The organism is Pseudomonas sp. xss_4 (assembly GCF_043104125.1).
GTDB lineage: Bacteria > Pseudomonadota > Gammaproteobacteria > Pseudomonadales > Pseudomonadaceae > Aquipseudomonas > Aquipseudomonas parafulva_B.
On the sequence record NZ_JBICKJ010000038.1, the window covers coordinates 202,048 to 220,224 of the forward strand.

The following is an 18,177-nucleotide window of genomic DNA, read 5'->3' on the forward strand; positions in this document are numbered from 1 at the left end:
CACAAGAGAACCCGCTGAAACGGGTTCTTTTGACAATCAATCAACTCCGATAGCCAGGCCAGGACTGCGTTTTGGTTTGGCGATGTCCCGAGCTGTAACAACTACAAGCACAAGCCCAGCGATGAAGAATGCCCAGGAAGCACCCTCCATTTTAACGATGAATTCGGGATAAAACGAGCAGGCCACAAAAGCGAGTCCGTTCGGGACGCCTGCTGCCGATACCATCTTGCCAATGGCAACCTGGAGGTTGTCCTCTGCTCTCCGCGCCCAGAACATATGAAGCACGAAGACGACAATGCAAAAGACGCCGGTAATTTTCCAAAGATTTAGGAAAAAAAAGGCCAAATACTCAATCATTCACTTTGAGCCCCAGCCAGCTTGCCATATAGCGTCCCGCAACGAAGGCGGCGAGGACCGCTCCCAGTGACAGGAGATTCATAGGAGGCGCATCGAAGAAAGCCCTGGAAATTTCTCCGGAAGCTGCGCCTACGATGGTTGCCATCCCGACCATCATGGAGAGGTCACGATTGTCGAACTTCAGAAAGCTGAGCACGATTCCCCTCCTTTGGCAATCAGGTCTAACTGTTACACTATATCTAGTGTACGCGAATGTATCTACCATACCTATATGGGAATGGTAGCCGAATGATTCAAGCCTGATGACCTGACTTGACCTCAACGAGAACCGGACGGGCTCCGTTATCCCAGCGCCTGCCTCGACAGACTCGATGAATTGAATAGCGATGCTCATCAAATCCACCCCATGAGTCGCGAGACCACGGTTTGAGCTGAAAAGGTTTCCATCCCACCACATCGTGCACACGACATGTAGAAAGCGTTGATTCCGCCTGGATGGTGAGTAGGCGTTGGCAGATTTATTACGATTGGCTTGCCATCGTGGGCCGGGATGTCCCACGTGGTGCTACCGCAGTACCTGCATCCGGCATCGTTTAGGTTGTTAGTCAGGACAAAGTCACGCAGCTCCTCAAGCGACACGTCTTGAGCATAAGCTTTACCGTCTTCCCTAATCTTCAATTGCGATCTCCATCATTTCTAGCCCTTCTGAGCCATGCGAGCTCCTGATAATTCGAGGATCTGCTCACACTAGGTGGGCGTTCCAGACCAGCAGTACCTTAGCTTGGATGTAGGTTTCGTCTACACGGATGTCCTCAGGAGGATGATTCTTGTTGTCAGAAATCATCTTGAAGTGATCGCGCCCTTTCTTCTGCAAACGCTTGATGTACTGATGGCCCTGGTGGGAGAAGTAATAGATCCCGTCGCCCACGAACTCACGAATGCTGATGTCAACGACTAGCGGGTCGCGGCTCTTGATGGTCGGCGCCATGGACTGGCCTACGCCTGTGATGAGCTTCAGATGGAAGTGCTCTTTGAACTCCACTCCCATCTCACGTAGGTGAGTAGGGCTGACGCGGATGTCCTGCAGCATCTCAGGGAAGTCGTGAGCTACCTCACCATCACCCATTGCTCCGCGCACGTCGTAGTGAGCAATCCACACCTCATCGCCCACTAGGCCTGGGCGAACAAAGTCAGCCGCGACAACACTGCTAGCGCTCGGCTCCTCAGCCGCAGCAAGGAGGCGCTGACGGGCTTCTTCCGGAATGCCTTTGCCGCTCTTTGCGAGCATCTGCCTGACAAGATCAGCCGTACTCCGTGCTGGCGCCGAAACCTCGGGCACTGTCGGAGAGTTCAGGAGTAGCTCGGATTGGTCGACTCCAAGGGCAGCTGCCATAGCTGCAATATCCGCCAGCGTCGGCTCTCGCGTACCGGCTTCATAGTTTCCTACGCGTGACTGCGATTTCCAGCCGCAAGCATCTGCCAGCTGGGCCTGGGACATTCCCGTCGCTTTTCTCAAGCGCTTAATGCGCTGGCTCAGTGATTCATTCATGCGCGGGATTTCATCACGAAACGAAATACGCGGCTTTCACTTATTGTGATTGATATTAACACGATGCGTGTTTATCCTGAGTGCTAGTCATTGAGGAGCCCCGAATGAACAACGTTCGCAAGATCCGGGTAGAGGCGGGGATAAGCCAGGCGCGCCTTTGCCGGGAGCTCAGCTGGAATCAGTCGCGTCTGGCCAATTACGAGGCCGGCCGACGGAGTGTCGGCTTGGATGCAGCCCGGAAGATAGTCGATGCGCTGAACGGTCTCGGCGCCGATTGCAGCCTTGATGGAGTCTTTCCGCCAACGGCTCGCGGCCCAGAAGCCGCCTGACATTTAAATGATTACTGATCTGGCGCTTCGCCAGTAGATGACCAAAACACCTGCTGATCCATCCAGTACCCAAAGCCAACAAGCCATCGAACTCAATCGACATGAGAGATGCCATGAGCCAAGACCAATCCGACACCCCGCTGACACGTCTCACCGGTCTCGACCGAGAGATCGCTGTGCGAGCCATCGCAGCTCTGGCCCGGGGTACTCCCGTTGAGGCCGCTTACCAGATTCTGGCGGGGATTGAGGCGCTGGACGCAGGTCCTGGCGCGCCGATGGTAATGCTGTGGCCCAAACAGCGTTTTGGCACAACTGAGGAAAGGGCTGCCTGGCACGTCGCCGAGAAGGATCGCTTGGTTGAGCGGGCGGCGGGCTTCGAGCGCGCCCGAGAACATGCCAGGCGAGTGAAAGACGCTAGCTCATCAGCGTCCGCGCCTGCAGATCCTCGCGAATCATGGGCACATCCAAGTCACCCAGCTTCCCAAGAATGCTCTGCACATCACCAGAGCTCAGCCGAAGAGACATCAGTTCTGGGCGAAGCAGCTCTACAAGCTCGCCTTCCTTCATCAGCTGAACGTCCTCAATCCGCCAGTGATGAGTAACGGCCAGATGCACCCGAAGGGGCTCGAATTTCTCAACCTTTTCCCAGGGCAGGTAGAGCTTGGCATGCATCCTTTCGTCAAGGGTCTCCAGAAGGAGTCGCTGGTAGCCGTAATGAAGCCTGTTGATGTAGTCGCCCACGTCAAGATCGCGACTGATTTTTTGTACGTCATTCGGCGCTTCATTTGCCAAGGATTCAAGGTAGTCCCCAGCGCTCTGGTTGTAACGCATATGTCCGGCCTCCCGGGCCTTTTCGTGTGGAAGCAAAAAGCTACCACGGATGCGCCGGACGCCCATAAAGCCTGAATTTTGGGCGCAAAAAAACCGCCTGGCCGGGCGGTCTCTTCAACAAACTTCGAGGTCGATTATGCCCAGTGCAGTCGATACACGCAACACCCAGCCCGGCGCGGTTGGTTTTCCTTCACACGCTGTCGACCACGTGATGTCCTCGCGCGAGATCGCGCAGCTCACGGGAAGCACGCATGACAACGTCCTCAAGACCGTACGCCAGCTGGTCAAAAGGGGTGTCGTTTCATCAAACGAGACCCCCTACACCCATCAGCAGAACGGCCAGCGGTACACCGAGTTCCTGCTCACATATCGGGACACTCTGGTGGTTGTATCGGGCTATAGCGTCGAGCTGCGGGCCAAGATCATCGACCGCTGGCAGGAGCTGGAAGCGCGCGTGGTGGCCCATGTCCAGATTCCGACTACCTTCGCCGATGCCCTGCGCCTGGCTGCCGACAAGGCCGAGGAGAACCAGCGTCTGCAAGACGCCCTGGCCAAGCAGGCCCCCAAGGTCGCGGCCATCAACCGGCTGGCTGGCGCTGGCGGTGCGATCTGCATCACTGACGCGGCGAAGCAGCTGCAGCTGGCGCCGTCGAGACTGTTCGCCTGGATGGAGCAGCACCGGTGGATCTACCGCCGCGCGGGGTCGACACGCTGGGTCGCCTTCCAGCCCCGCATCACCGCGGGCCTGCTCAAGCACAAGATCACATCGCTCAAGCCAGATCCAGAGTCAGGCGCCGACCGTGCGGCCTTCAGCGTGCTGGTAACTACCAAAGGTCTCGCACGGCTGGCCGAAGCAGACATCGCCAAGCCGCGCACGCAGGAGCGTACCTGACATGCAATTCACCCTGACCATCAATCAGGTCAAGGCCCTGGAGTGGGGGCTCAACTCCCAGCAGGCGTTGCTGTTCGCGTTCGTTTACGGCTGCCCGAGTTGGGCCAAAGCGATGACAACGGAGCAGGGCGTTTTCTTCGTGCTGAGCAAGGCCAAGATCATCGAAGAACTGCCGCTGCTGACGGATAAGCCCGACACGGCGTATCGCATGCTGAAGGCGCTACAGGACGTTGGCCTGATCGAGCTTTCGAGCACTTCGAATGTCACGCTTTTCCGGCTGACCGATAAGGCCGCGCAGTGGAACAAAAAAGAGGATGGGTCGGAAAAATATCCGACCTTGAAGGCGGGTACAGAGGGTCGGAAAAAAATCCGATCTACCTCGGAAAAAAATCCGAGCAAGGTCGGAAATAAATCCGAGCCAGGGTCGGAAAAATCTCCGACAAATCAAGATACCAGTAATCAAGATACCAATCAGGGTACCAGTCACAGTTCGCAGGATGCCCCGGCTCCGCCGTCGCAACCCACGGGGCTGACGCTGGTTCCGGCTGGTGCACCTCGGTGTGAAATCCCCGAGGACATGCCAGGGCCGAAGGACCAGACCTGCAAGACCTACAAGGCCTGGGCCAACTACGCCATGGCCTATCGCAAGCGCTACGGCGCCTGGCCAGTGTGGAACGCTAAGGTCGGCGGGCAACTTGGACAACTGATCGACCGCCTGGGTATCGACGTCGCCCACCAAGTGGCCGCGTACTTCGTGTCGATCAACGACTCCAGACTGATCAACGGCTGCCACAACCTGGGCGACCTGCTCACCAAGTGTGAGGCCTACCACACCCAGTGGGTCACAAACCGGCAGATGAACGCGACCACTGCGCGCCAGCAGGAGCAGACCCAAGCAAACATCAATGCGGCCCACGATGCCGCCGATGCCATACGCAACAACCAGGGGGGTAAGCGCAATGCTTTCCTGTGATGACATCGCCGAGCTGGCTATGGCTATTTGCGCAACGGCTGAAGCCATGGGCCAGGCCATTAGTGCTGCTGGGGCCAAGCTGATCGCCGAAGACCTGTCAGCGCACGAACCTGAGGTGATTGTTGCCGCCCTGCGCGCTTGTCGTCGTGAACCAGCCGGGCGCCTGTCGCTGGGCATGGTCCTGAAACACATCCACGCTGCAGATGGCCGGCCCGGTAAGGATGAAGCGTGGTCCATCGCCCTGGCAGCCAGTGACGAGTACGAAACGGTAGTACTCACCACCGAGATTCGCCAGGCCATGGTGGCGTCCCAGCCGATCCTTGAAGCAGGCGACAAGATAGGCGCTCGAATGGCTTTCATGAGCGCTTATGAGCGCTTGGTCAGCTTCGCTCGCGCTGAAGACAAGCCTGTCACCTGGGAGGTTTCTCTGGGCTTCGATTCCGGGCGGCGCGTGACGGCCGTTGAAACCGCTGTGCGGACTCAGTTGATCAGCCGTAACACGGGAGACAAGTACCTCGCCGACCTTCGCATAGCTCCGGTGACTGCTGACGGCCAGGCCATCGCAGGCCTGCTTACAGGGGCGGTGCGTACTCAGCCCAGCGCCGCGGTGCGAGAGAAGCTTGCAGAAGTCCGCTCGATATTGATGGCTTCCAAGGCAAAGAAAGATAGCGCCCGTGCGAAAGAGGCGCAGCGGCGCCGTGTAAGCACCTACCTCCGCAAGCGCCAGGCTCGCGCCGCGTTGGCTGGGTTGGACGTGCAGCAGTGAAACGAATCTGGACCGTGCACGTACCAGGCTATCGGCCGTTTTCCATGGTGCTGATGGACGGTCCCTTAGACCAGCCCGGCGCTCTTCGCCAGGCAAGACTGATATGGCTGCATTGCGAGGTTGAATGATGAGGCAGACCAAGCTGACCAAGGCCGCGCGTGGCCGCGAGTGCCAAGTGCGTATCCCAGGCGTGTGCAACGGTAACCCCGAAACTACTGTCTTGGCGCACTACCGCCTGGCGGGTACCTGTGGCGTCGGTAAAAAGCCGCACGACATGCAGGGCGCATGGTGCTGCAGCGCTTGCCATGACGCATGCGACGGCCGAAGCCACGTGATTGACCGTATAACCGCTCGCCAATACCACGCCGAGGGCGTGATGCGAACCCAGGCGCAGCTCATCAGCGAGGGGGTATTGGTCGCATGACTGCGTTTGCCATGCGCACGTTCAAGCCGCGCAAGCCACGCGCCAAGCCCGTCGACAGGGAAGGGCAGGAGCAGGCAGCGCTGATGCAGGAGCTGCAGCTGCGTTACCCGCAGGTGTTCAAACTGATCTATCACGTTCCGAACGGGGGGCACCGAGTGAAGGCGGTGGCCGGCAAGCTCAAAGCCCAAGGAGTCAAAGCGGGAGTGCCTGATCTTGTGCTCCCGATGGCCCGCGGTGGCTGGTTCGGCCTGTACATCGAATTCAAAGCTTTGCCACCGTTCGATGCTGACATCTCAGCCAGTCAGCACGCTTATATCGAGGCTCTGACCCAGCAGGGCTACTTGGCGATTGTGTGCCGGGGCCGCATTGATGCCGTAGAAGCGATACGTGCCTACCTCCTGCAGCCTGCGACGGTGGCAGCATGAGCGCAACGCGGTCCATCAAATTCACGGAAACTGAGGTGCGCCGACAGGCCGCCGACCTGGCCGTGCGCGACCTGCGCGATCCGCGTTACCCGGGCCTGTACCTGCGCTTCTGGTCGGATCGATCTAGGGGCACCTGGCACCTGGTCCGCGGCAAGCAGTGGGTGCCGGTAGCACGCTGGCCTGATCTGGGCGCTGCGGCCGTAATCGCCGAGCTGCCCGCACTGCGCCAGCGGCTGCTTCGCGACCCGGCCACCGCACCAGTCGCGTCGGGCATGGCTACAGTGGGGCAGCTGCTCGATTGGTATGGTGACCGCATGGGCCGAGACCGGGCGCTGTCTGCTAAGCGCAAGGCGGGTGCACGATCGGCGATTGCGCAGCACCTGAAGCCGCGCTTGGACGACTTGTCCATAGCTGATGTGAACGCCGACAGCCTGGACAAGCAGCTGATGTGGCCGTCTCAGGCCGAGGTGTCGCTATCGTACCTGCGCCAGATGTTCGCGTTGCTGCTGACCGCCTTCAAGCAGGCAAAGCGCCTGGGGCTGGTCGTGGCCGATCCCATGGCCGGCATGTGCTTCAGCGACTTCACCAAGGCCAAGATCATGCCTAAGGCCTCCCGACTGCGAGCCGTGCAGTTGCCTGAGGTCATGCAGCAGCTGGTACATGCCTTTGATGACGCGCCCGAGAAAGTGATGCTGGCCCTGATGATGCTGGCGCATGGCACCCGGATCGGCGAGACCCGTATGGCACGGTGGAGCGAGGTTTCGGTAACGGCCGGTGAATGGTTCATCCCTGCGGCGAACGCCAAGACCCGGACCGAACACCGTCTCCCGCTGACCGCCCAGCTATGCGCTCTGCTGACGCGCTACCGGGATATCCAGCAGGCCAATGGGTACGAAGGCGTTTACCTGTTCCCGAACCGGCGCGGCGTGTGCTTGAGCGAAGGCCAGGCCAGTGCGGTGTTCACCGAGCTTGGCCGGGGCGAGTGGACCAGCCACGACTTGCGCAAGGTATCGCGCAGCACTTGGACCGACCTCGGCATTGATGGACACATCGGCGAGATGCTGCTCAACCATTCACTGGGCAAGATCGCCAGCACCTACATCCACACCCAGGCCATGGCGCAGCGCAGGGCAGCCCTTGAGAAGTGGCATGCCTGGTTAGACGGCATCGGCTTTGGGCGCATACACGGCCTTACAGAGGCCTTATCCGAAATCCCACAGATCCAGGCGCAGGCGGCAGCGGGCAAGGCCTGTAGCCGCCATCCCGAATTTGTTACTAGCGAGGATTCGAAAGGATGAAGAAGAGCCGCACGCCTGAGTTTTCAACGAGGCGGATACCGCTGACTGCTTGCTCGGCATGTGGTGGCCGAGCAGCAATCAGCGGGCTTTTCGGGCCGCGGCCCTGCATAGCCTGCAATGTGTCTGGCTGGGTTTCGGCGGCGACGGGTGAGCCACTACCTCTCGAGGATCTGGCTATGCAGCTTGGCCTGCGCCTTCGCGAGCTGGAGCAACAGGCCGAAAGCAAACCCCTGGCCGCGATCAGCGGCCCGGAAGATCAGTATCAGTCGAACAACCGCCGCGGCGCCGGCGGCACCAACTACACCGGGGATTGAGGGGAAGGACATGATCTACAACAGCGTATCGGGTGCAGTAGTTGCCGCTCTGGCGGCAGGGGAGAAAGGCGCTGCGAAAGGCCAGGCATGGCAGAAGCTCTACAAGTCGGCAGAAGAAGAGGGTGGCTGCCTGGCTTCGTTGGGAGGGAGTTCAGGTGGCTTCGATCGGGCCCAGGTGGATTATTGGCTGGCTGCGCGCCTGCATCACCTGCTCGTTCCTCGTCACTGGAGCGCACTGAATGCGAAGTACGCCACCAACAAGGCGAAGCGGCTACAGGGTATCACGGCCATTGCGCCTCTGATTGCCAGCCCTGCGCCTCAGCTGTTCATCTTCAAGGCCGTGACCACCTGGGCCATCCCAAAGCTCAAAGGTGCGCGTCGCAAGGGGCCTCGCTCGGTTGCGGTTGATATTCCGCTGGATGCGCCTGAATGGCGCCGCGAGAACTTGGTCAACGCTGCATTGGCCGCTGGCCAGGCGGAACGCAAAAAGGCAGAGGCTCTGGCCGAGGATCTGGTAATTCTGCCTGACAGCTTCTACGACATGAACACCTGGGACCTCGATGCTACGTCGGAGCCAACGCGCTACCGCTGGCGTGCCGGAATCAAGGAAAAGCTGGATGGCATGATCAACGACTCTTTGCGCGAGGTCCGAGCGATTCTTGAAGCAGAAGGGCTGCTGATCAAAGACGCCGCATAATTGCCTGTTGACATCAGTGAGAGAGTGAGAGAAATTATTCCCATCCTGTCATTCCTGCGCGTTGCTGAGGAATGGCGCTGCAAAGCCCGGCTATCGCGCCGGGTTTTTTATTGCCTTCAGAGGGCCTCACGAGTCCCGAAAACACAAACTTTGGTAGATGCCTCATTTTTCAGAGTGCACGGAACGAATTGATAGCACTATGATTCTGATAGCTTGCTAAGAAAACCATCAGGATTCCGTGATCATGAAAAAAATCATCGCTGCTGCGCTGTTCTCCCTTTTGGCTACCGGTGCACATGCTGCTGATCTATCTGGCGCAATCGGTGCGACTAGTCAGGGCGGCTTGACCGCTCGCGCAGCTGTGGGCTTCAACTGGGACAAGAGCTGGTTTGAGAGCAGCACCGGCCGCTTAACCGGGTACTGGGATGCTGGCTACACCTATTGGGAAGCTGGAGACGCTTCTGGTGGAGCCCATTCGCTGTCCTTCGCCCCTGTGTTCGTTTATGAATTTGGCAGCGGTAACATCAAGCCTTTCATCGAAGCGGGGATTGGGCTCGCAGTGTTCTCGGGCACCTCTGCAGGTGATCAGGAGTTCGGCTCGGCTTTCAACTTCGAAGACCGTATTGGTGCAGGCCTGAAGATTGGCGAAACGCAAAAGGTCGGTATCCGAGCGATCCACTATTCCAACGCTGGCATCAAGCAACCGAACGACGGCATCGAGTCATACTCGCTGTTCTATAGCCATCAGATCTAATTCACAGTCCCTCCCTTGCCCGCCTAGCGCGGGCTTTTTTGCTTTTCAGCAGGGTTCGGTGCCTGTCCTGCGACATCATCTCGCCTCAGCTATCGAATTGAGCTTCAGCCGGAAGTCTGTAGCCGGTCATCTCGGCACTGAGAGCAAACCGCTTCTCTTCAGAGCTCATTTGCTCAAGCTGCGATTTGGTCCAGTTGTGCTTCTGCATCAGGTAATAATTCACTGCCGAAATACCGTACAGGTCTGGCGGCAACTGATGCGCCTTTGCTAAGTGATCTCCAAAAACATCAAGGATGTATGCCATCTCTGCCTCTGCCTGATAGAGGCGCAGAGTCGTTTCATAGTGGCTTCGTGACCTGGGCACTGCGGAGCTCCTGGGAGGGCTTGGAAATCGGTTTTGAATTGTGACATCAAGTCGCGCTTGTACGACACAACAGAATTATCGGCCTCGACGTTCGTCGTAGCTCGTTCCCTTCAGGAGAAATTGATGGACCCGACCGATCTCGGCCCAGGCACAGCCACCTGGCTGGGCGGTACGGGCACCGTCCTGCTGGGCGGCTTCCTTTGGCTGCGCAAATTCCTATCTAAAGATGCGGCAGATCGAGCGATGGATAACGCCGATATCGGCACGGTGCGCCGCCTGAACGAACTGCTCGACTCGGAGCGCGAGGCCCGCAAGCTCGCCGAGGCCCGGGCTGACCAGTTCGCCAAGGAGCGCAACGACCTTGCCGCCACCGTTGGGCGCATGGAAGGGAAGATCGAGGCTCTGACCAGCCAGGTCGGCCAGCTCACTGAGCGCGTCTCGCTGCAAAGCGAAGAGATTGCCCGCTTGCGCACCAAGCTCGGAGGTATGTCGTGATGGACAGATGCGCAATTGAATTCATTGCCCGCCGCTGGTGGCGTCGCATCGAGGTTTGGGTAATCGCCCTGTTGCTCGTGGTGGGTGGCGGGTTCGGCGGCTACCAGCTCGCTCAATGGGCTCTTGCCCGCAGTTACCTGGCGCAGGTCGCCGAGATCCGCGCCGCCTATGACGAAGCCAGCCTGCAGCGTGATCAGCGCCTGGATGAACTAGCCAGGCAGACTGGAAGCGCCGCCGCAAAGGCGTCGAAGGCAGCGACTACCGCTACCCAGGCCGCCGACAAGGCTGACGAAGCCCTCAATCGAGTGCAGAGCGAGGAACGACCGTGATCAAGCTGACCAGCACCAACGGCAACAATTACTACCTGGCGCCTGCTGCTATCGCTCGTGTAAGCGAGGCCAGCGCCAGCTCTCAGTGGCACGGCATCTGCGCCATCGTCCATACGTTCGATGGCCAAACGCTTGAGGTTCGCGAGCGCGCCACCGATATCGCCAGCCAAATTGGTATGCGCCGAGAGGGGTGAGAGGTGGCTAGGACACGAGCGCCGTATACACCCTGCAAGCTTTACGTGGACGGCGCCGACGGCATCGCGGTTGGTGACTACATAACCACTGCTGCTGGTTCTGCCTACCTGGTGCAGACGCTGAGGGTGAGTCGCACCAGGCCAGAGCGCAAGCACATGGACTGCCTGCGCTGGCCCATTGCTGAGTTACCGCCTGATGCACGGTGCTACCAGCTGACTTGGTACAAGAGATAAGGAACATCGGCCATGGCCAAGGTTTACGCAACGATCGTCTGCCGCCACCGCTGGTGGTTGAAGTACTACTTGGCTGGCGTGCTGCTGGCGTGTCACCTCACCGGGCGTGATCCTCACCTTGGTCGCGTCACGCGCTGGATAGAGCGCGGCATCGTGGTCGAGGTGCGTTGATGGCCAGGCTCAAGACGATCAGCCCCCGCCTACAGGAAGCCGAAAACACTAGGGTCAAGCTAGTAGACCCCAGCAGTTGGCGTAGTGGAATGACCAGCTCGCAGCGCGGGTACAACTACAAGTGGCAGAAGGCGAGGGAGCGATATCTCGAAGAACACCCGCTCTGCGCCTACTGCGCGAAGATCGGGCGAACGACCGCCGCCGGCGTTGTTGACCATGTCGTGCCGCACCGGGGTGATCGCGATCTGTTCTGGAACCAGGACAACTGGCAACCGCTCTGCAAGTCCTGCCACGACACGGTCAAGCAAGCCGAAGAGGCCGCAGGCTTAGTGGGTTGACCGCGCGGCGCAACAAATAGGTGCGGGATCTTTCCCTAAGCACGCCAGTGACGTGCCACAAAGGGGTAGGGGGGTCAAAAGCTAGGGATTGTCATCTAGCTAGACCGCTCCCGACCCCACGTACAGATTTTTTTCCCCCACAGGATTTTTGTTAAATGGCTTTAACATCCCGCAAGCGCGCTTTCATCGCCGCGCTGAGGGAAGGTGCGTCCAATCGGGACGCTGCTGTGGCCGCTGGCTACTCCGAGCGCACAGCGTCTGCGGCGGGCTCTCGGCTGGTCAAGGACAAGGACGTGGCGGCCGAACTGATGAAGCTGCGCGCCCTGGGGCTGATGCCTCCAGATGTTAAAGGCGATGTTAAACCGGATGTTAAAGCCAGGCCCGCCGCCAAGGCTGCTAAAGATGCTGAGCCGGGCCCGGAAGGGGCACTGGAATCCGAGGAGCAAGCAGAGCCGGAACCTGCCGGCTTCGACCTGGCCCAGGCGCTGCTCCACCGTGACCCGAAGGACTTCCTCCTCTCGGTGATGAACGACATGGGCACGGAAGCGAAGCTTCGTGTAGACGCCGCCAAGGCCCTGATGCCATTCGTTCATCCCCGCAAGGGCGAGAGCGGCAAGAAGGACCAGGCCCAGGCCAACGCCGATAAGGCTGCCACCGGCAAGTTCGGTACCCGCCGCGGTCCGCTGCAGTCGGTGAAATGATGGAATGGTCAACCGCCTGCCCAGATTGGGAGCAACGCATCATTGCGCGCCAGAGCCTGATTCCGTTCGAGCCGCTGTTCCCGACCGAAGCTGAGGAAGCCTTGGATGTGTTCGGGGCGTTGCGTATGGTGGACGCCACTGGCAGTCCTTTGATGTGCGAAACCGTGCGTGACTGGGTCAATCAGTTCGTGGCCGCGATCTTCGGGGCCTACGACCCAGATTCAGGCCGGCGCCTGGTCAGCGAGTTCATGCTGCTGATCAGCAAGAAGAATGGCAAGTCGACCATCGCCGCCGGCATCATGCTCACCGCACTGATCCTTAACTGGCGGGCGTCGGGTGAGTTCATCATCTTGGCGCCGACCAAGGAGATCGCGGATAACTCCTACCTCCCGATCAGGGACATGGTGGGTGCTGACGAAGAGCTCAAGGCCTTGCTCAAGGTGCAGGATCACCTGCGCACCGTGACGCACCGTCAGACTAACGCCACCCTCAAGGTGGTTGCGGCGGACAGCGAGACGGTGTCGGGCAAGAAAGCCATTGGCGTGTTCGTCGACGAGCTGTGGGTGTTCGGCAAGCGGGCCAACGCCGAGGCCATGCTGCGCGAGGCCACTGGTGGCCTGGCCTCTCGGCCAGAGGGATTCATCATCTGGGCCACCACCCAGTCCGATGCACCGCCGGCCGGCGTCTTCCGGCAGAAGCTGATGTACGCCCGCAAGGTGCGCGACGGCGAGATCGTCGATAAGTCGTTTTTGCCGGTGCTGTATGAATTTCCCAAGGCGATGCTCGACGCCGGTGCACACCGGGACGCCTCGAACGCCTACATCACCAACCCGAACCTTGGCCTGTCGGTGGATGAGCCGTTCATCGAGCGCGGGTACGCCCAGGCGCAGCTGGACGGTGAAGAGTCGTTCCGCGGCTTTCTGGCCAAGCACCTCAACGTCGAGATCGGCTTGGCGCTGCTTTCGGATCGCTGGGCGGGTGCCGATTTCTGGGAGGCGCAGACGTCCGAGCTATGTCGCACGCTGGAAGATCTCATCGAGCGCTGCGAAGTGATCGATATCGGCGTGGATGGCGGGGGGCTGGATGACTTGCTTGGCCTGGCAGCAGTCGGGCGTGAGCAGGGCACACGGCGCTGGCTGACCTGGACCCACGCCTGGGCCCATCCATCAGTACTGGAGCGGCGTAAAGCCGAAGCGCCGCGCATCCGCGACTTTGCCAAGGATGGACACCTGACCCTGGTCGAACGCATCGGTGACGACATCGAGGAGGTGACGCAGTTGGTGGCGCAGGTCGAGCAGGCTGGCCTGCTGGACAAGGTCGGCCTGGACCCGGCCGGCGTCGGCGCGATTCTCGATGCGCTGGAGGCCATGGGTATTCCGCGCGAGAAAATCGACGGCATCTCACAAGGCTGGCGCTTGGGCGGAGCCATCAAGACTGCCGAGCGCAAGCTTGCCGAGGGCACGCTGCTACACGGGGGCCAGCCGATGATGGCCTGGTGCTGCGGTAACGCCAAAGTCGAGCCCCGTGGCAACTCGATCCTCATTACTAAGCAGGCCAGCGGCTCGGCCAAGATCGACCCGCTGATGGCGCTATTCAACGCTGTGACGCTTATGGCCCTCAATCCAGAGGGCCAGGGCGGCATGGAAAACTTCATGGCCGGCATTCGGGATCCACTGATCGCATGAACGCATTTCACTACTTCATCATCTGCGCCCTGTGCGGATTCGGCTTGGCCTGCGCGGGCGTCTGGATGCTGGCGGGTACGGGCTGGTCTCTGATCGCGGGCTCGGTCAGCCTGTTCAGCATTGCAGCGTTCATTCGCCGAGGGCTGAGCAGTGATTAAAACCCTCTCTCAAGCGCTCGGCACTGCAGCCGCCAAACCCTCGGCAAGCATGAGCAGTTGGCTGGGCAAGAGCATTCGGTTGTCGGACGGTGGGTTCTGGAGCGCCTTCTTGGGCGCCCAGTCCAGTAGCGGCAAGGCTGTCACGGTCGACAAGGCCATGCGCCTGTCGGCGGTCTGGGCCTGCGTGCGCATCATCTCTACCTCGGTTGCAGGCTTGCCGCTCAGCATCTACCGGCGCCTTCCGGACGGCGGGCGTGAGACGGCGCGAGACTTCCCGCTCTACGATGTGGTGCACAACAGCCCGAACGAGGACATGGCGGCTTTCCACTTCTGGCAGGCGGTTGTTGCTTCGATGCTGCTTTGGGGAAATGCCTACTGCGAGATTCACAGGTCCGGTGGAAGGGTCATCGCACTGGATTTCTTGATGCCGTCGCGGGTGACTCCCGAGCCGGACGACGATGGCAGGCTGCGCTACTTCTTCCAGCCACGCAAGGGCGCCCGCCGGGAGATCGCCCAGGCCGACATGCTGCATATCCCAGCGTTTACCTTGGATGGGCGAATGGGCCTTTCGGCGATTCGTTACGGCGCCGATGTATTCGGCTCGGCCATGTCGGCCGACGATGCGGCCAATACCACCTTCAAGAACGGGATGATGCCCACCGTAGCCTTCTCGGTGGATAAGACGCTCAACCCTACGCAGCGTGCCGAGTTTCGGGACTACGTCAAGACGATCTCTGGCGCGCTCAATGCGGGTAAGAGCCCGGTGCTTGAGCAGGGCGTGAAGCCCGAGATGATCGGGATTAATCCGGCTGACGCCCAACTGCTCGAATCACGTGGGCACAGCATCGAGGAGATCTGCCGTTGGTTCGGCGTGCCGCCCTGGATGGTGATGAAGACCGACAAGGGCAGCAACTGGGGCACAGGCCTTGAGCAACAGCAAATCGCGTTCCTGACCTATTGCATCATGACCTACACGGCGCCGATCGAGCAGTGCGTGAACAAGCGATGCCTAACAGCGGTGGATCGGATCAAGCACTACGCGGAGTTTTCGCTGGAAGCCTTCCTGCGCGCTGACAGTGCCGGCCGTGCTGCCTACCTCAGCACCATGGGCCAAAACGGCTACATGACCCGAAACGAGGGTCGGCACAAAGAGAACCTGCCCAGCATGCCTGGCGGCGACATCCTCACCGTGCAATCGAACCTGGTACCGCTTGACCAGCTGGGCAAACAAAACGACAGCCAAGCCGCGCGCGCGGCGCTGATGAACTGGCTCCAAAGCAACTCCGGGGAGTAACCCATGAAACACAAGATCCAGTCTCGCGGCCTGCGCAGCGAGATGAGCCCGCGTGCGCTCGATAAATGGAACCCCGCCATCCAGGCGGCCGTGGAAAACACCTCGGAAACCATCACCATCTATGGCGTGATCGGTGAGGACTGGTACGGGGAGGGCGTTACCGTCAAGCGCATCGATGCAGCGCTGCGCGCGATCGGCGACCGCGAGGTGACGGTGTACATCAACTCGCCCGGCGGCGACATGTTCGAAGGCATCGCCATCTACAACCGCCTGCGCGAACACAGCCAGAAGGTCACCACCAAGGTACTGGGCATGGCCGCCAGCGCGGCCTCGATCATCTACTTGGCCGGGACCGAGCGCCAGGTGGCCAGCAGCGCGTTCCTGATGATCCACAACTGCTGGACCTTCCTATCCGGCAACCGCCACTACCTGCGCGACGTATCGGATGACATGGAGGAGTTCGATGCCGCCATGGCCGACCTCTACGCCGAGACCAGCGGCCAGCCCGTCCAGGACATGGCCGAGCTTATGGATGACGAGACGTTCATTCGTGGCAAGCGAGCGGTGGAGCTGGGGCTGGCCACCGGCCTGCTGGCAGCAACCGAGGTCACTGAGCGCGAGACCGAGGAAACCGGCCAGGCCAATGCACTCAAGGCCATGGATGCAGCCTTGGCCAAGGCCGGCATGCCGCGCTCGGAGCGCCGCGAACTCTTCGCCACTTTCAAGTCTGGCATGCCTCGCGCTGCCAGCGGGAACACGCCGCGCGCTGTTCCGACCGGCACGTCAAGCGCTGCCGTGCCAGACCTCTCCGCCTCGCTGAGCGCGGCAACCGATCTTCTCAACTCCCTCAAAGGAAAGTGACCATGGATTTCGAATCGCAAGTCAAAGAACTGAATGCCAGCCTTAAGGGGATTGGCGATCAGATCAAAACCCAAGCCGAAGCCACTGAAAAGCAGATGAAGGCGTCTGGCGAAATGAACGCTGAGACCCGTGCCAAGGTGGATGAACTGCTGACCAAGCAGGGTGAGCTGCAGGCGCGCCTGGGCGAAGCCGAGCAGAAGCTGGTGAACGCGAACCGTGCGCGCAGCGAGCCCGATCGACAGAAGTCCGCAGGCGAAATCGTTATCGCAGCCAAGGAAATGGAGGGCGTTGACTCCTCGTTCCGCGGTTCAAGACGCATCTCGGTGGCACGGGCCGCAATCACTTCCGCACCAGGGTCGGGGGCTGATACCGTCCCGGCAGATCGGCGCTACGGGATTCAGGCGATCCCTGAGCGACGCCTGACAATTCGCGATCTGATCGCGCCGGGTCAGACCGGCAGCAACTCGGTCGAGTACGTTCAGGAAGAAGGTTTCACCAACAGCGCGCGTCCAGTTGCCGAGGGGACAGCCAAGCCCTATTCGGACATCAAGTTCAAGCTTGAAAACGCCCCAGTACGCACGCTGGCGCACCTGTTCAAGGCTAGCCGCCAGATTCTCGACGATGCGCCTGCGCTGAGAAGTTTCATCGACGCCCGTGGTCATTATGGCCTCAAGCTCGCTGAAGAGTCCCAGCTGCTGTTCGGCAACGGCACCGGAGCGAACATCGGCGGTATCGTGCCGGCTGCCCAGCTCTATGCGCCACCTGGTGGTGTAGTGGTGGCGGGTGAGCAGCGCATCGATCGAATTCGGTTGGCCCTGCTGCAGGCAGAACTCGCCGAGTTCCCAGCGGACGGTATCGTCCTCAATCCGATCGACTGGGCAATGATCGAGTTGCTGAAGGATGCACAGGGTCGCTACCTCATCGGTCAACCACAAGGTGATACCCAGCCAACCTTGTGGCGTCGACCTGTTGTGTCTACTCAAGCCATGCCGCTCGACGACTTCCTCGTCGGGGCATTCGGTCTGGGCGCGCAGATCTTCGACCGCATGGACGTTGAAATCCTGATCTCTACTGAGAACGACAAGGACTTCGAAAACAACATGGTCACCGTTCGCGCCGAGCAGCGTCTTGCACTAGCCGTCTACCGCGGCGAGGCCTTCGTTACCGGTGAGCTGACCGGCAGCGGTTCCTAAGCCCTCAACTTGAAAGGCGCCAGTGATGGCGCCCCCAGGAGCGACTCCATGGCTAGCACCAAGAAGCAGGACAAGTCCACCCCGGTACCGGAGCAGGCCGGCTCAAATCCAACTGACCAGACCTTGAACTCTCCGCACATCGGTGCCGACGCTGCCACTGCCGATCCGACCGCGGGTGTCACTGTCACCACCCCAACCAGCGTCAACGACGCGCCAGAAGCGGGCGGCATGGCAACAGGCCTGGCAGTAGAGCTGGAGCCAGCGCTTATCTCGACCGGAGATGCTGGGAATGCCGGCGTCTCGACGATCCAGCCAGGCCAGGGTGGCGACGCGCTGCATTTCGCCGCTGATGCGGCAGGGCTGAACGACCTCACATCCAGCCCAATCGTCGAGGTAAACCCAGCCAAGGTCAAAGTCTACCCGCTGCGCTCGTTCATGGACGAAGGCGAACTGCGCAGACGCGGAGGGCCAGGTTACCAAGTGCCACGGCGTCATGCCGAGGAGCTTGAACTCCGCAACTTGGTATCGCGCACACCGCTGGAGGAGTGAGC

28 protein-coding genes are annotated in these 18,177 nt (G+C 60.2%); 23 read left to right on the forward strand and 5 right to left on the reverse strand.

From position 1 onward, the window contains the following. Positions 1–36: 36 nt before the first annotated feature. The 3 genes from ACF8GB_RS07945 to ACF8GB_RS07955 all read right to left on the reverse strand — a co-directional run bounded on the left by ACF8GB_RS07945 (position 37) and on the right by ACF8GB_RS07955 (position 1,906). Positions 37–357, reverse strand: a complete 321-nt coding sequence (locus ACF8GB_RS07945; RefSeq protein ID WP_392526816.1) for a hypothetical protein — start codon at positions 355–357, stop codon at positions 37–39. Further along, positions 350–553, reverse strand: a complete 204-nt coding sequence (locus ACF8GB_RS07950; protein WP_392526817.1) for a hypothetical protein — start codon at positions 551–553, stop codon at positions 350–352. The genes ACF8GB_RS07945 and ACF8GB_RS07950 overlap by 8 nt, the downstream gene beginning before the upstream one ends. A 546-nt stretch (positions 554–1,099) precedes the next feature. Continuing rightward, on the reverse strand, positions 1,100–1,906 hold the full coding sequence (locus tag ACF8GB_RS07955) for an XRE family transcriptional regulator (RefSeq protein WP_392526818.1): 807 nt from the start codon (positions 1,904–1,906) through the stop codon (positions 1,100–1,102). Positions 1,907–2,010: 104 nt separating this feature from the next. On the opposite strand from ACF8GB_RS07955, the gene ACF8GB_RS07960 reads away from it, so the two are divergent. Then, entirely contained in the window at positions 2,011–2,235 is a 225-nt protein-coding gene (locus tag ACF8GB_RS07960; protein WP_028686491.1) for a helix-turn-helix transcriptional regulator, read from the forward strand. A 414-nt stretch (positions 2,236–2,649) separates the two neighbouring features. On the opposite strand, the gene ACF8GB_RS07965 is transcribed toward ACF8GB_RS07960, so the two are convergent. After that, on the reverse strand, positions 2,650–3,066 hold the full coding sequence (locus ACF8GB_RS07965) for a hypothetical protein (RefSeq protein WP_392526819.1): 417 nt from the start codon (positions 3,064–3,066) through the stop codon (positions 2,650–2,652). 211 nt (positions 3,067–3,277) lie between these two features. Between ACF8GB_RS07965 and ACF8GB_RS07970 the strand changes: the two genes are divergently transcribed. The 9 genes from ACF8GB_RS07970 to ACF8GB_RS08010 all read left to right on the forward strand — a co-directional run bounded on the left by ACF8GB_RS07970 (position 3,278) and on the right by ACF8GB_RS08010 (position 9,609). Next, a complete protein-coding gene (locus ACF8GB_RS07970; protein WP_392526858.1) occupies positions 3,278–3,958 on the forward strand; it encodes a Rha family transcriptional regulator in 681 nt (226 codons plus the stop codon). 1 nt (position 3,959) lies between these two features. Then, positions 3,960–4,931 (forward strand): phage replication protein, encoded by a 972-nt coding sequence (locus ACF8GB_RS07975; RefSeq protein ID WP_392526820.1) that lies wholly within the window; start codon positions 3,960–3,962, stop codon positions 4,929–4,931. A 19-nt stretch (positions 4,932–4,950) separates the two neighbouring features. Next, positions 4,951–5,697 carry a hypothetical protein gene (locus ACF8GB_RS07980; protein WP_392526821.1) on the forward strand — a complete coding sequence of 249 codons (747 nt, stop codon included), beginning with the start codon at positions 4,951–4,953 and terminating at the stop codon, positions 5,695–5,697. 127 nt (positions 5,698–5,824) lie between these two features. Next, the gene (locus tag ACF8GB_RS07985) at positions 5,825–6,121 is read left to right on the forward strand and encodes a DUF1364 domain-containing protein (RefSeq protein ID WP_028686488.1); all 297 of its coding nucleotides are present in this window, start codon (positions 5,825–5,827) and stop codon (positions 6,119–6,121) included. After that, on the forward strand, positions 6,118–6,546 hold the full coding sequence (locus ACF8GB_RS07990) for a VRR-NUC domain-containing protein (protein ID WP_392526822.1): 429 nt from the start codon (positions 6,118–6,120) through the stop codon (positions 6,544–6,546). Before ACF8GB_RS07985 ends, ACF8GB_RS07990 begins: the two co-directional genes overlap by 4 nt. Then, positions 6,543–7,844: a tyrosine-type recombinase/integrase gene (locus ACF8GB_RS07995; RefSeq protein WP_392526823.1), complete on the forward strand. Its 1,302-nt coding sequence runs from the start codon at positions 6,543–6,545 to the stop codon at positions 7,842–7,844. The genes ACF8GB_RS07990 and ACF8GB_RS07995 overlap by 4 nt, the downstream gene beginning before the upstream one ends. A 176-nt stretch (positions 7,845–8,020) precedes the next feature. Further along, the gene (locus tag ACF8GB_RS08000; RefSeq protein WP_288649665.1) at positions 8,021–8,158 is read left to right on the forward strand and encodes a hypothetical protein; all 138 of its coding nucleotides are present in this window, start codon (positions 8,021–8,023) and stop codon (positions 8,156–8,158) included. A 10-nt stretch (positions 8,159–8,168) separates the two neighbouring features. Continuing rightward, the gene (locus ACF8GB_RS08005) at positions 8,169–8,855 is read left to right on the forward strand and encodes a hypothetical protein (protein WP_392526824.1); all 687 of its coding nucleotides are present in this window, start codon (positions 8,169–8,171) and stop codon (positions 8,853–8,855) included. A 244-nt stretch (positions 8,856–9,099) separates the two neighbouring features. Then, the gene (locus ACF8GB_RS08010; RefSeq protein WP_392526825.1) at positions 9,100–9,609 is read left to right on the forward strand and encodes an acyloxyacyl hydrolase; all 510 of its coding nucleotides are present in this window, start codon (positions 9,100–9,102) and stop codon (positions 9,607–9,609) included. 85 nt (positions 9,610–9,694) lie between these two features. Here the strand turns inward: ACF8GB_RS08010 and ACF8GB_RS08015 are convergent, their stop codons facing one another. Beyond that, positions 9,695–9,913, reverse strand: coding sequence for a hypothetical protein (locus tag ACF8GB_RS08015; protein ID WP_288649661.1), 219 nt, complete (start codon positions 9,911–9,913; stop codon positions 9,695–9,697). A gap of 183 nt (positions 9,914–10,096) precedes the next feature. On the opposite strand from ACF8GB_RS08015, the gene ACF8GB_RS08020 reads away from it, so the two are divergent. The 13 genes from ACF8GB_RS08020 to ACF8GB_RS08080 all read left to right on the forward strand — a co-directional run bounded on the left by ACF8GB_RS08020 (position 10,097) and on the right by ACF8GB_RS08080 (position 18,175). Continuing rightward, positions 10,097–10,468, forward strand: coding sequence for a hypothetical protein (locus tag ACF8GB_RS08020; RefSeq protein ID WP_028634947.1), 372 nt, complete (start codon positions 10,097–10,099; stop codon positions 10,466–10,468). After that, the gene (locus tag ACF8GB_RS08025; RefSeq protein ID WP_392526826.1) at positions 10,468–10,797 is read left to right on the forward strand and encodes a hypothetical protein; all 330 of its coding nucleotides are present in this window, start codon (positions 10,468–10,470) and stop codon (positions 10,795–10,797) included. Before ACF8GB_RS08020 ends, ACF8GB_RS08025 begins: the two co-directional genes overlap by 1 nt. Continuing rightward, a complete protein-coding gene (locus ACF8GB_RS08030) occupies positions 10,794–10,991 on the forward strand; it encodes a hypothetical protein (RefSeq protein WP_049696036.1) in 198 nt (65 codons plus the stop codon). The genes ACF8GB_RS08025 and ACF8GB_RS08030 overlap by 4 nt, the downstream gene beginning before the upstream one ends. 3 nt (positions 10,992–10,994) lie before the next feature. Continuing rightward, positions 10,995–11,225, forward strand: a complete 231-nt coding sequence (locus ACF8GB_RS08035) for a hypothetical protein (protein ID WP_080992863.1) — start codon at positions 10,995–10,997, stop codon at positions 11,223–11,225. Between the two features lie 12 nt (positions 11,226–11,237). Beyond that, positions 11,238–11,396, forward strand: a complete 159-nt coding sequence (locus tag ACF8GB_RS08040; RefSeq protein ID WP_181074789.1) for a hypothetical protein — start codon at positions 11,238–11,240, stop codon at positions 11,394–11,396. Further along, positions 11,396–11,734 (forward strand): HNH endonuclease, encoded by a 339-nt coding sequence (locus ACF8GB_RS08045; RefSeq protein ID WP_049696035.1) that lies wholly within the window; start codon positions 11,396–11,398, stop codon positions 11,732–11,734. The genes ACF8GB_RS08040 and ACF8GB_RS08045 overlap by 1 nt, the downstream gene beginning before the upstream one ends. 155 nt (positions 11,735–11,889) lie before the next feature. Beyond that, complete coding sequence (locus ACF8GB_RS08050; RefSeq protein WP_392526827.1) at positions 11,890–12,435, forward strand: terminase small subunit; 546 nt, start codon at positions 11,890–11,892, stop codon at positions 12,433–12,435. Then, the gene (locus tag ACF8GB_RS08055; protein ID WP_392526828.1) at positions 12,432–14,120 is read left to right on the forward strand and encodes a terminase large subunit; all 1,689 of its coding nucleotides are present in this window, start codon (positions 12,432–12,434) and stop codon (positions 14,118–14,120) included. Before ACF8GB_RS08050 ends, ACF8GB_RS08055 begins: the two co-directional genes overlap by 4 nt. Beyond that, positions 14,117–14,278, forward strand: coding sequence for a hypothetical protein (locus ACF8GB_RS08060; protein ID WP_182138798.1), 162 nt, complete (start codon positions 14,117–14,119; stop codon positions 14,276–14,278). The genes ACF8GB_RS08055 and ACF8GB_RS08060 overlap by 4 nt, the downstream gene beginning before the upstream one ends. Further along, positions 14,271–15,572 carry a phage portal protein gene (locus ACF8GB_RS08065; protein WP_206405743.1) on the forward strand — a complete coding sequence of 434 codons (1,302 nt, stop codon included), beginning with the start codon at positions 14,271–14,273 and terminating at the stop codon, positions 15,570–15,572. The genes ACF8GB_RS08060 and ACF8GB_RS08065 overlap by 8 nt, the downstream gene beginning before the upstream one ends. A gap of 3 nt (positions 15,573–15,575) precedes the next feature. Further along, positions 15,576–16,433, forward strand: a complete 858-nt coding sequence (locus ACF8GB_RS08070) for a head maturation protease, ClpP-related (protein WP_392526829.1) — start codon at positions 15,576–15,578, stop codon at positions 16,431–16,433. Positions 16,434–16,435: 2 nt separating this feature from the next. Continuing rightward, positions 16,436–17,626, forward strand: a complete 1,191-nt coding sequence (locus ACF8GB_RS08075; RefSeq protein WP_236165582.1) for a phage major capsid protein — start codon at positions 16,436–16,438, stop codon at positions 17,624–17,626. A gap of 48 nt (positions 17,627–17,674) precedes the next feature. Beyond that, the gene (locus ACF8GB_RS08080; RefSeq protein WP_392526830.1) at positions 17,675–18,175 is read left to right on the forward strand and encodes a hypothetical protein; all 501 of its coding nucleotides are present in this window, start codon (positions 17,675–17,677) and stop codon (positions 18,173–18,175) included. Positions 18,176–18,177 lie beyond the last annotated feature (2 nt).

Excerpts from the sequence above, each read along its gene's own strand:
- ACF8GB_RS07945 (WP_392526816.1), bottom strand. The coding sequence starts at position 357 with ATGATTGAGTATTTGGCCTTTTTTTTCCTAAATCTTTGGAAAATTACC.
- ACF8GB_RS07955 (WP_392526818.1), bottom strand. The coding sequence starts at position 1,906 with ATGAATGAATCACTGAGCCAGCGCATTAAGCGCTTGAGAAAAGCGACG.
- ACF8GB_RS07960 (WP_028686491.1), top strand. The coding sequence starts at position 2,011 with ATGAACAACGTTCGCAAGATCCGGGTAGAGGCGGGGATAAGCCAGGCG.
- ACF8GB_RS07965 (WP_392526819.1), bottom strand. The coding sequence starts at position 3,066 with ATGCGTTACAACCAGAGCGCTGGGGACTACCTTGAATCCTTGGCAAAT.
- ACF8GB_RS07970 (WP_392526858.1), top strand. The coding sequence starts at position 3,278 with ATGTCCTCGCGCGAGATCGCGCAGCTCACGGGAAGCACGCATGACAAC.
- ACF8GB_RS07975 (WP_392526820.1), top strand. The coding sequence starts at position 3,960 with ATGCAATTCACCCTGACCATCAATCAGGTCAAGGCCCTGGAGTGGGGG.
- ACF8GB_RS07980 (WP_392526821.1), top strand. The coding sequence starts at position 4,951 with ATGGCTATTTGCGCAACGGCTGAAGCCATGGGCCAGGCCATTAGTGCT.
- ACF8GB_RS07985 (WP_028686488.1), top strand. The coding sequence starts at position 5,825 with ATGAGGCAGACCAAGCTGACCAAGGCCGCGCGTGGCCGCGAGTGCCAA.
- ACF8GB_RS07990 (WP_392526822.1), top strand. The coding sequence starts at position 6,118 with ATGACTGCGTTTGCCATGCGCACGTTCAAGCCGCGCAAGCCACGCGCC.
- ACF8GB_RS07995 (WP_392526823.1), top strand. The coding sequence starts at position 6,543 with ATGAGCGCAACGCGGTCCATCAAATTCACGGAAACTGAGGTGCGCCGA.
- ACF8GB_RS08000 (WP_288649665.1), top strand. The coding sequence starts at position 8,021 with ATGCAGCTTGGCCTGCGCCTTCGCGAGCTGGAGCAACAGGCCGAAAGC.
- ACF8GB_RS08005 (WP_392526824.1), top strand. The coding sequence starts at position 8,169 with ATGATCTACAACAGCGTATCGGGTGCAGTAGTTGCCGCTCTGGCGGCA.
- ACF8GB_RS08010 (WP_392526825.1), top strand. The coding sequence starts at position 9,100 with ATGAAAAAAATCATCGCTGCTGCGCTGTTCTCCCTTTTGGCTACCGGT.
- ACF8GB_RS08015 (WP_288649661.1), bottom strand. The coding sequence starts at position 9,913 with ATGGCATACATCCTTGATGTTTTTGGAGATCACTTAGCAAAGGCGCAT.
- ACF8GB_RS08020 (WP_028634947.1), top strand. The coding sequence starts at position 10,097 with ATGGACCCGACCGATCTCGGCCCAGGCACAGCCACCTGGCTGGGCGGT.
- ACF8GB_RS08025 (WP_392526826.1), top strand. The coding sequence starts at position 10,468 with ATGGACAGATGCGCAATTGAATTCATTGCCCGCCGCTGGTGGCGTCGC.
- ACF8GB_RS08040 (WP_181074789.1), top strand. The coding sequence starts at position 11,238 with ATGGCCAAGGTTTACGCAACGATCGTCTGCCGCCACCGCTGGTGGTTG.
- ACF8GB_RS08045 (WP_049696035.1), top strand. The coding sequence starts at position 11,396 with ATGGCCAGGCTCAAGACGATCAGCCCCCGCCTACAGGAAGCCGAAAAC.
- ACF8GB_RS08050 (WP_392526827.1), top strand. The coding sequence starts at position 11,890 with ATGGCTTTAACATCCCGCAAGCGCGCTTTCATCGCCGCGCTGAGGGAA.
- ACF8GB_RS08055 (WP_392526828.1), top strand. The coding sequence starts at position 12,432 with ATGATGGAATGGTCAACCGCCTGCCCAGATTGGGAGCAACGCATCATT.
- ACF8GB_RS08060 (WP_182138798.1), top strand. The coding sequence starts at position 14,117 with ATGAACGCATTTCACTACTTCATCATCTGCGCCCTGTGCGGATTCGGC.
- ACF8GB_RS08070 (WP_392526829.1), top strand. The coding sequence starts at position 15,576 with ATGAAACACAAGATCCAGTCTCGCGGCCTGCGCAGCGAGATGAGCCCG.
- ACF8GB_RS08075 (WP_236165582.1), top strand. The coding sequence starts at position 16,436 with ATGGATTTCGAATCGCAAGTCAAAGAACTGAATGCCAGCCTTAAGGGG.
- ACF8GB_RS08080 (WP_392526830.1), top strand. The coding sequence starts at position 17,675 with ATGGCTAGCACCAAGAAGCAGGACAAGTCCACCCCGGTACCGGAGCAG.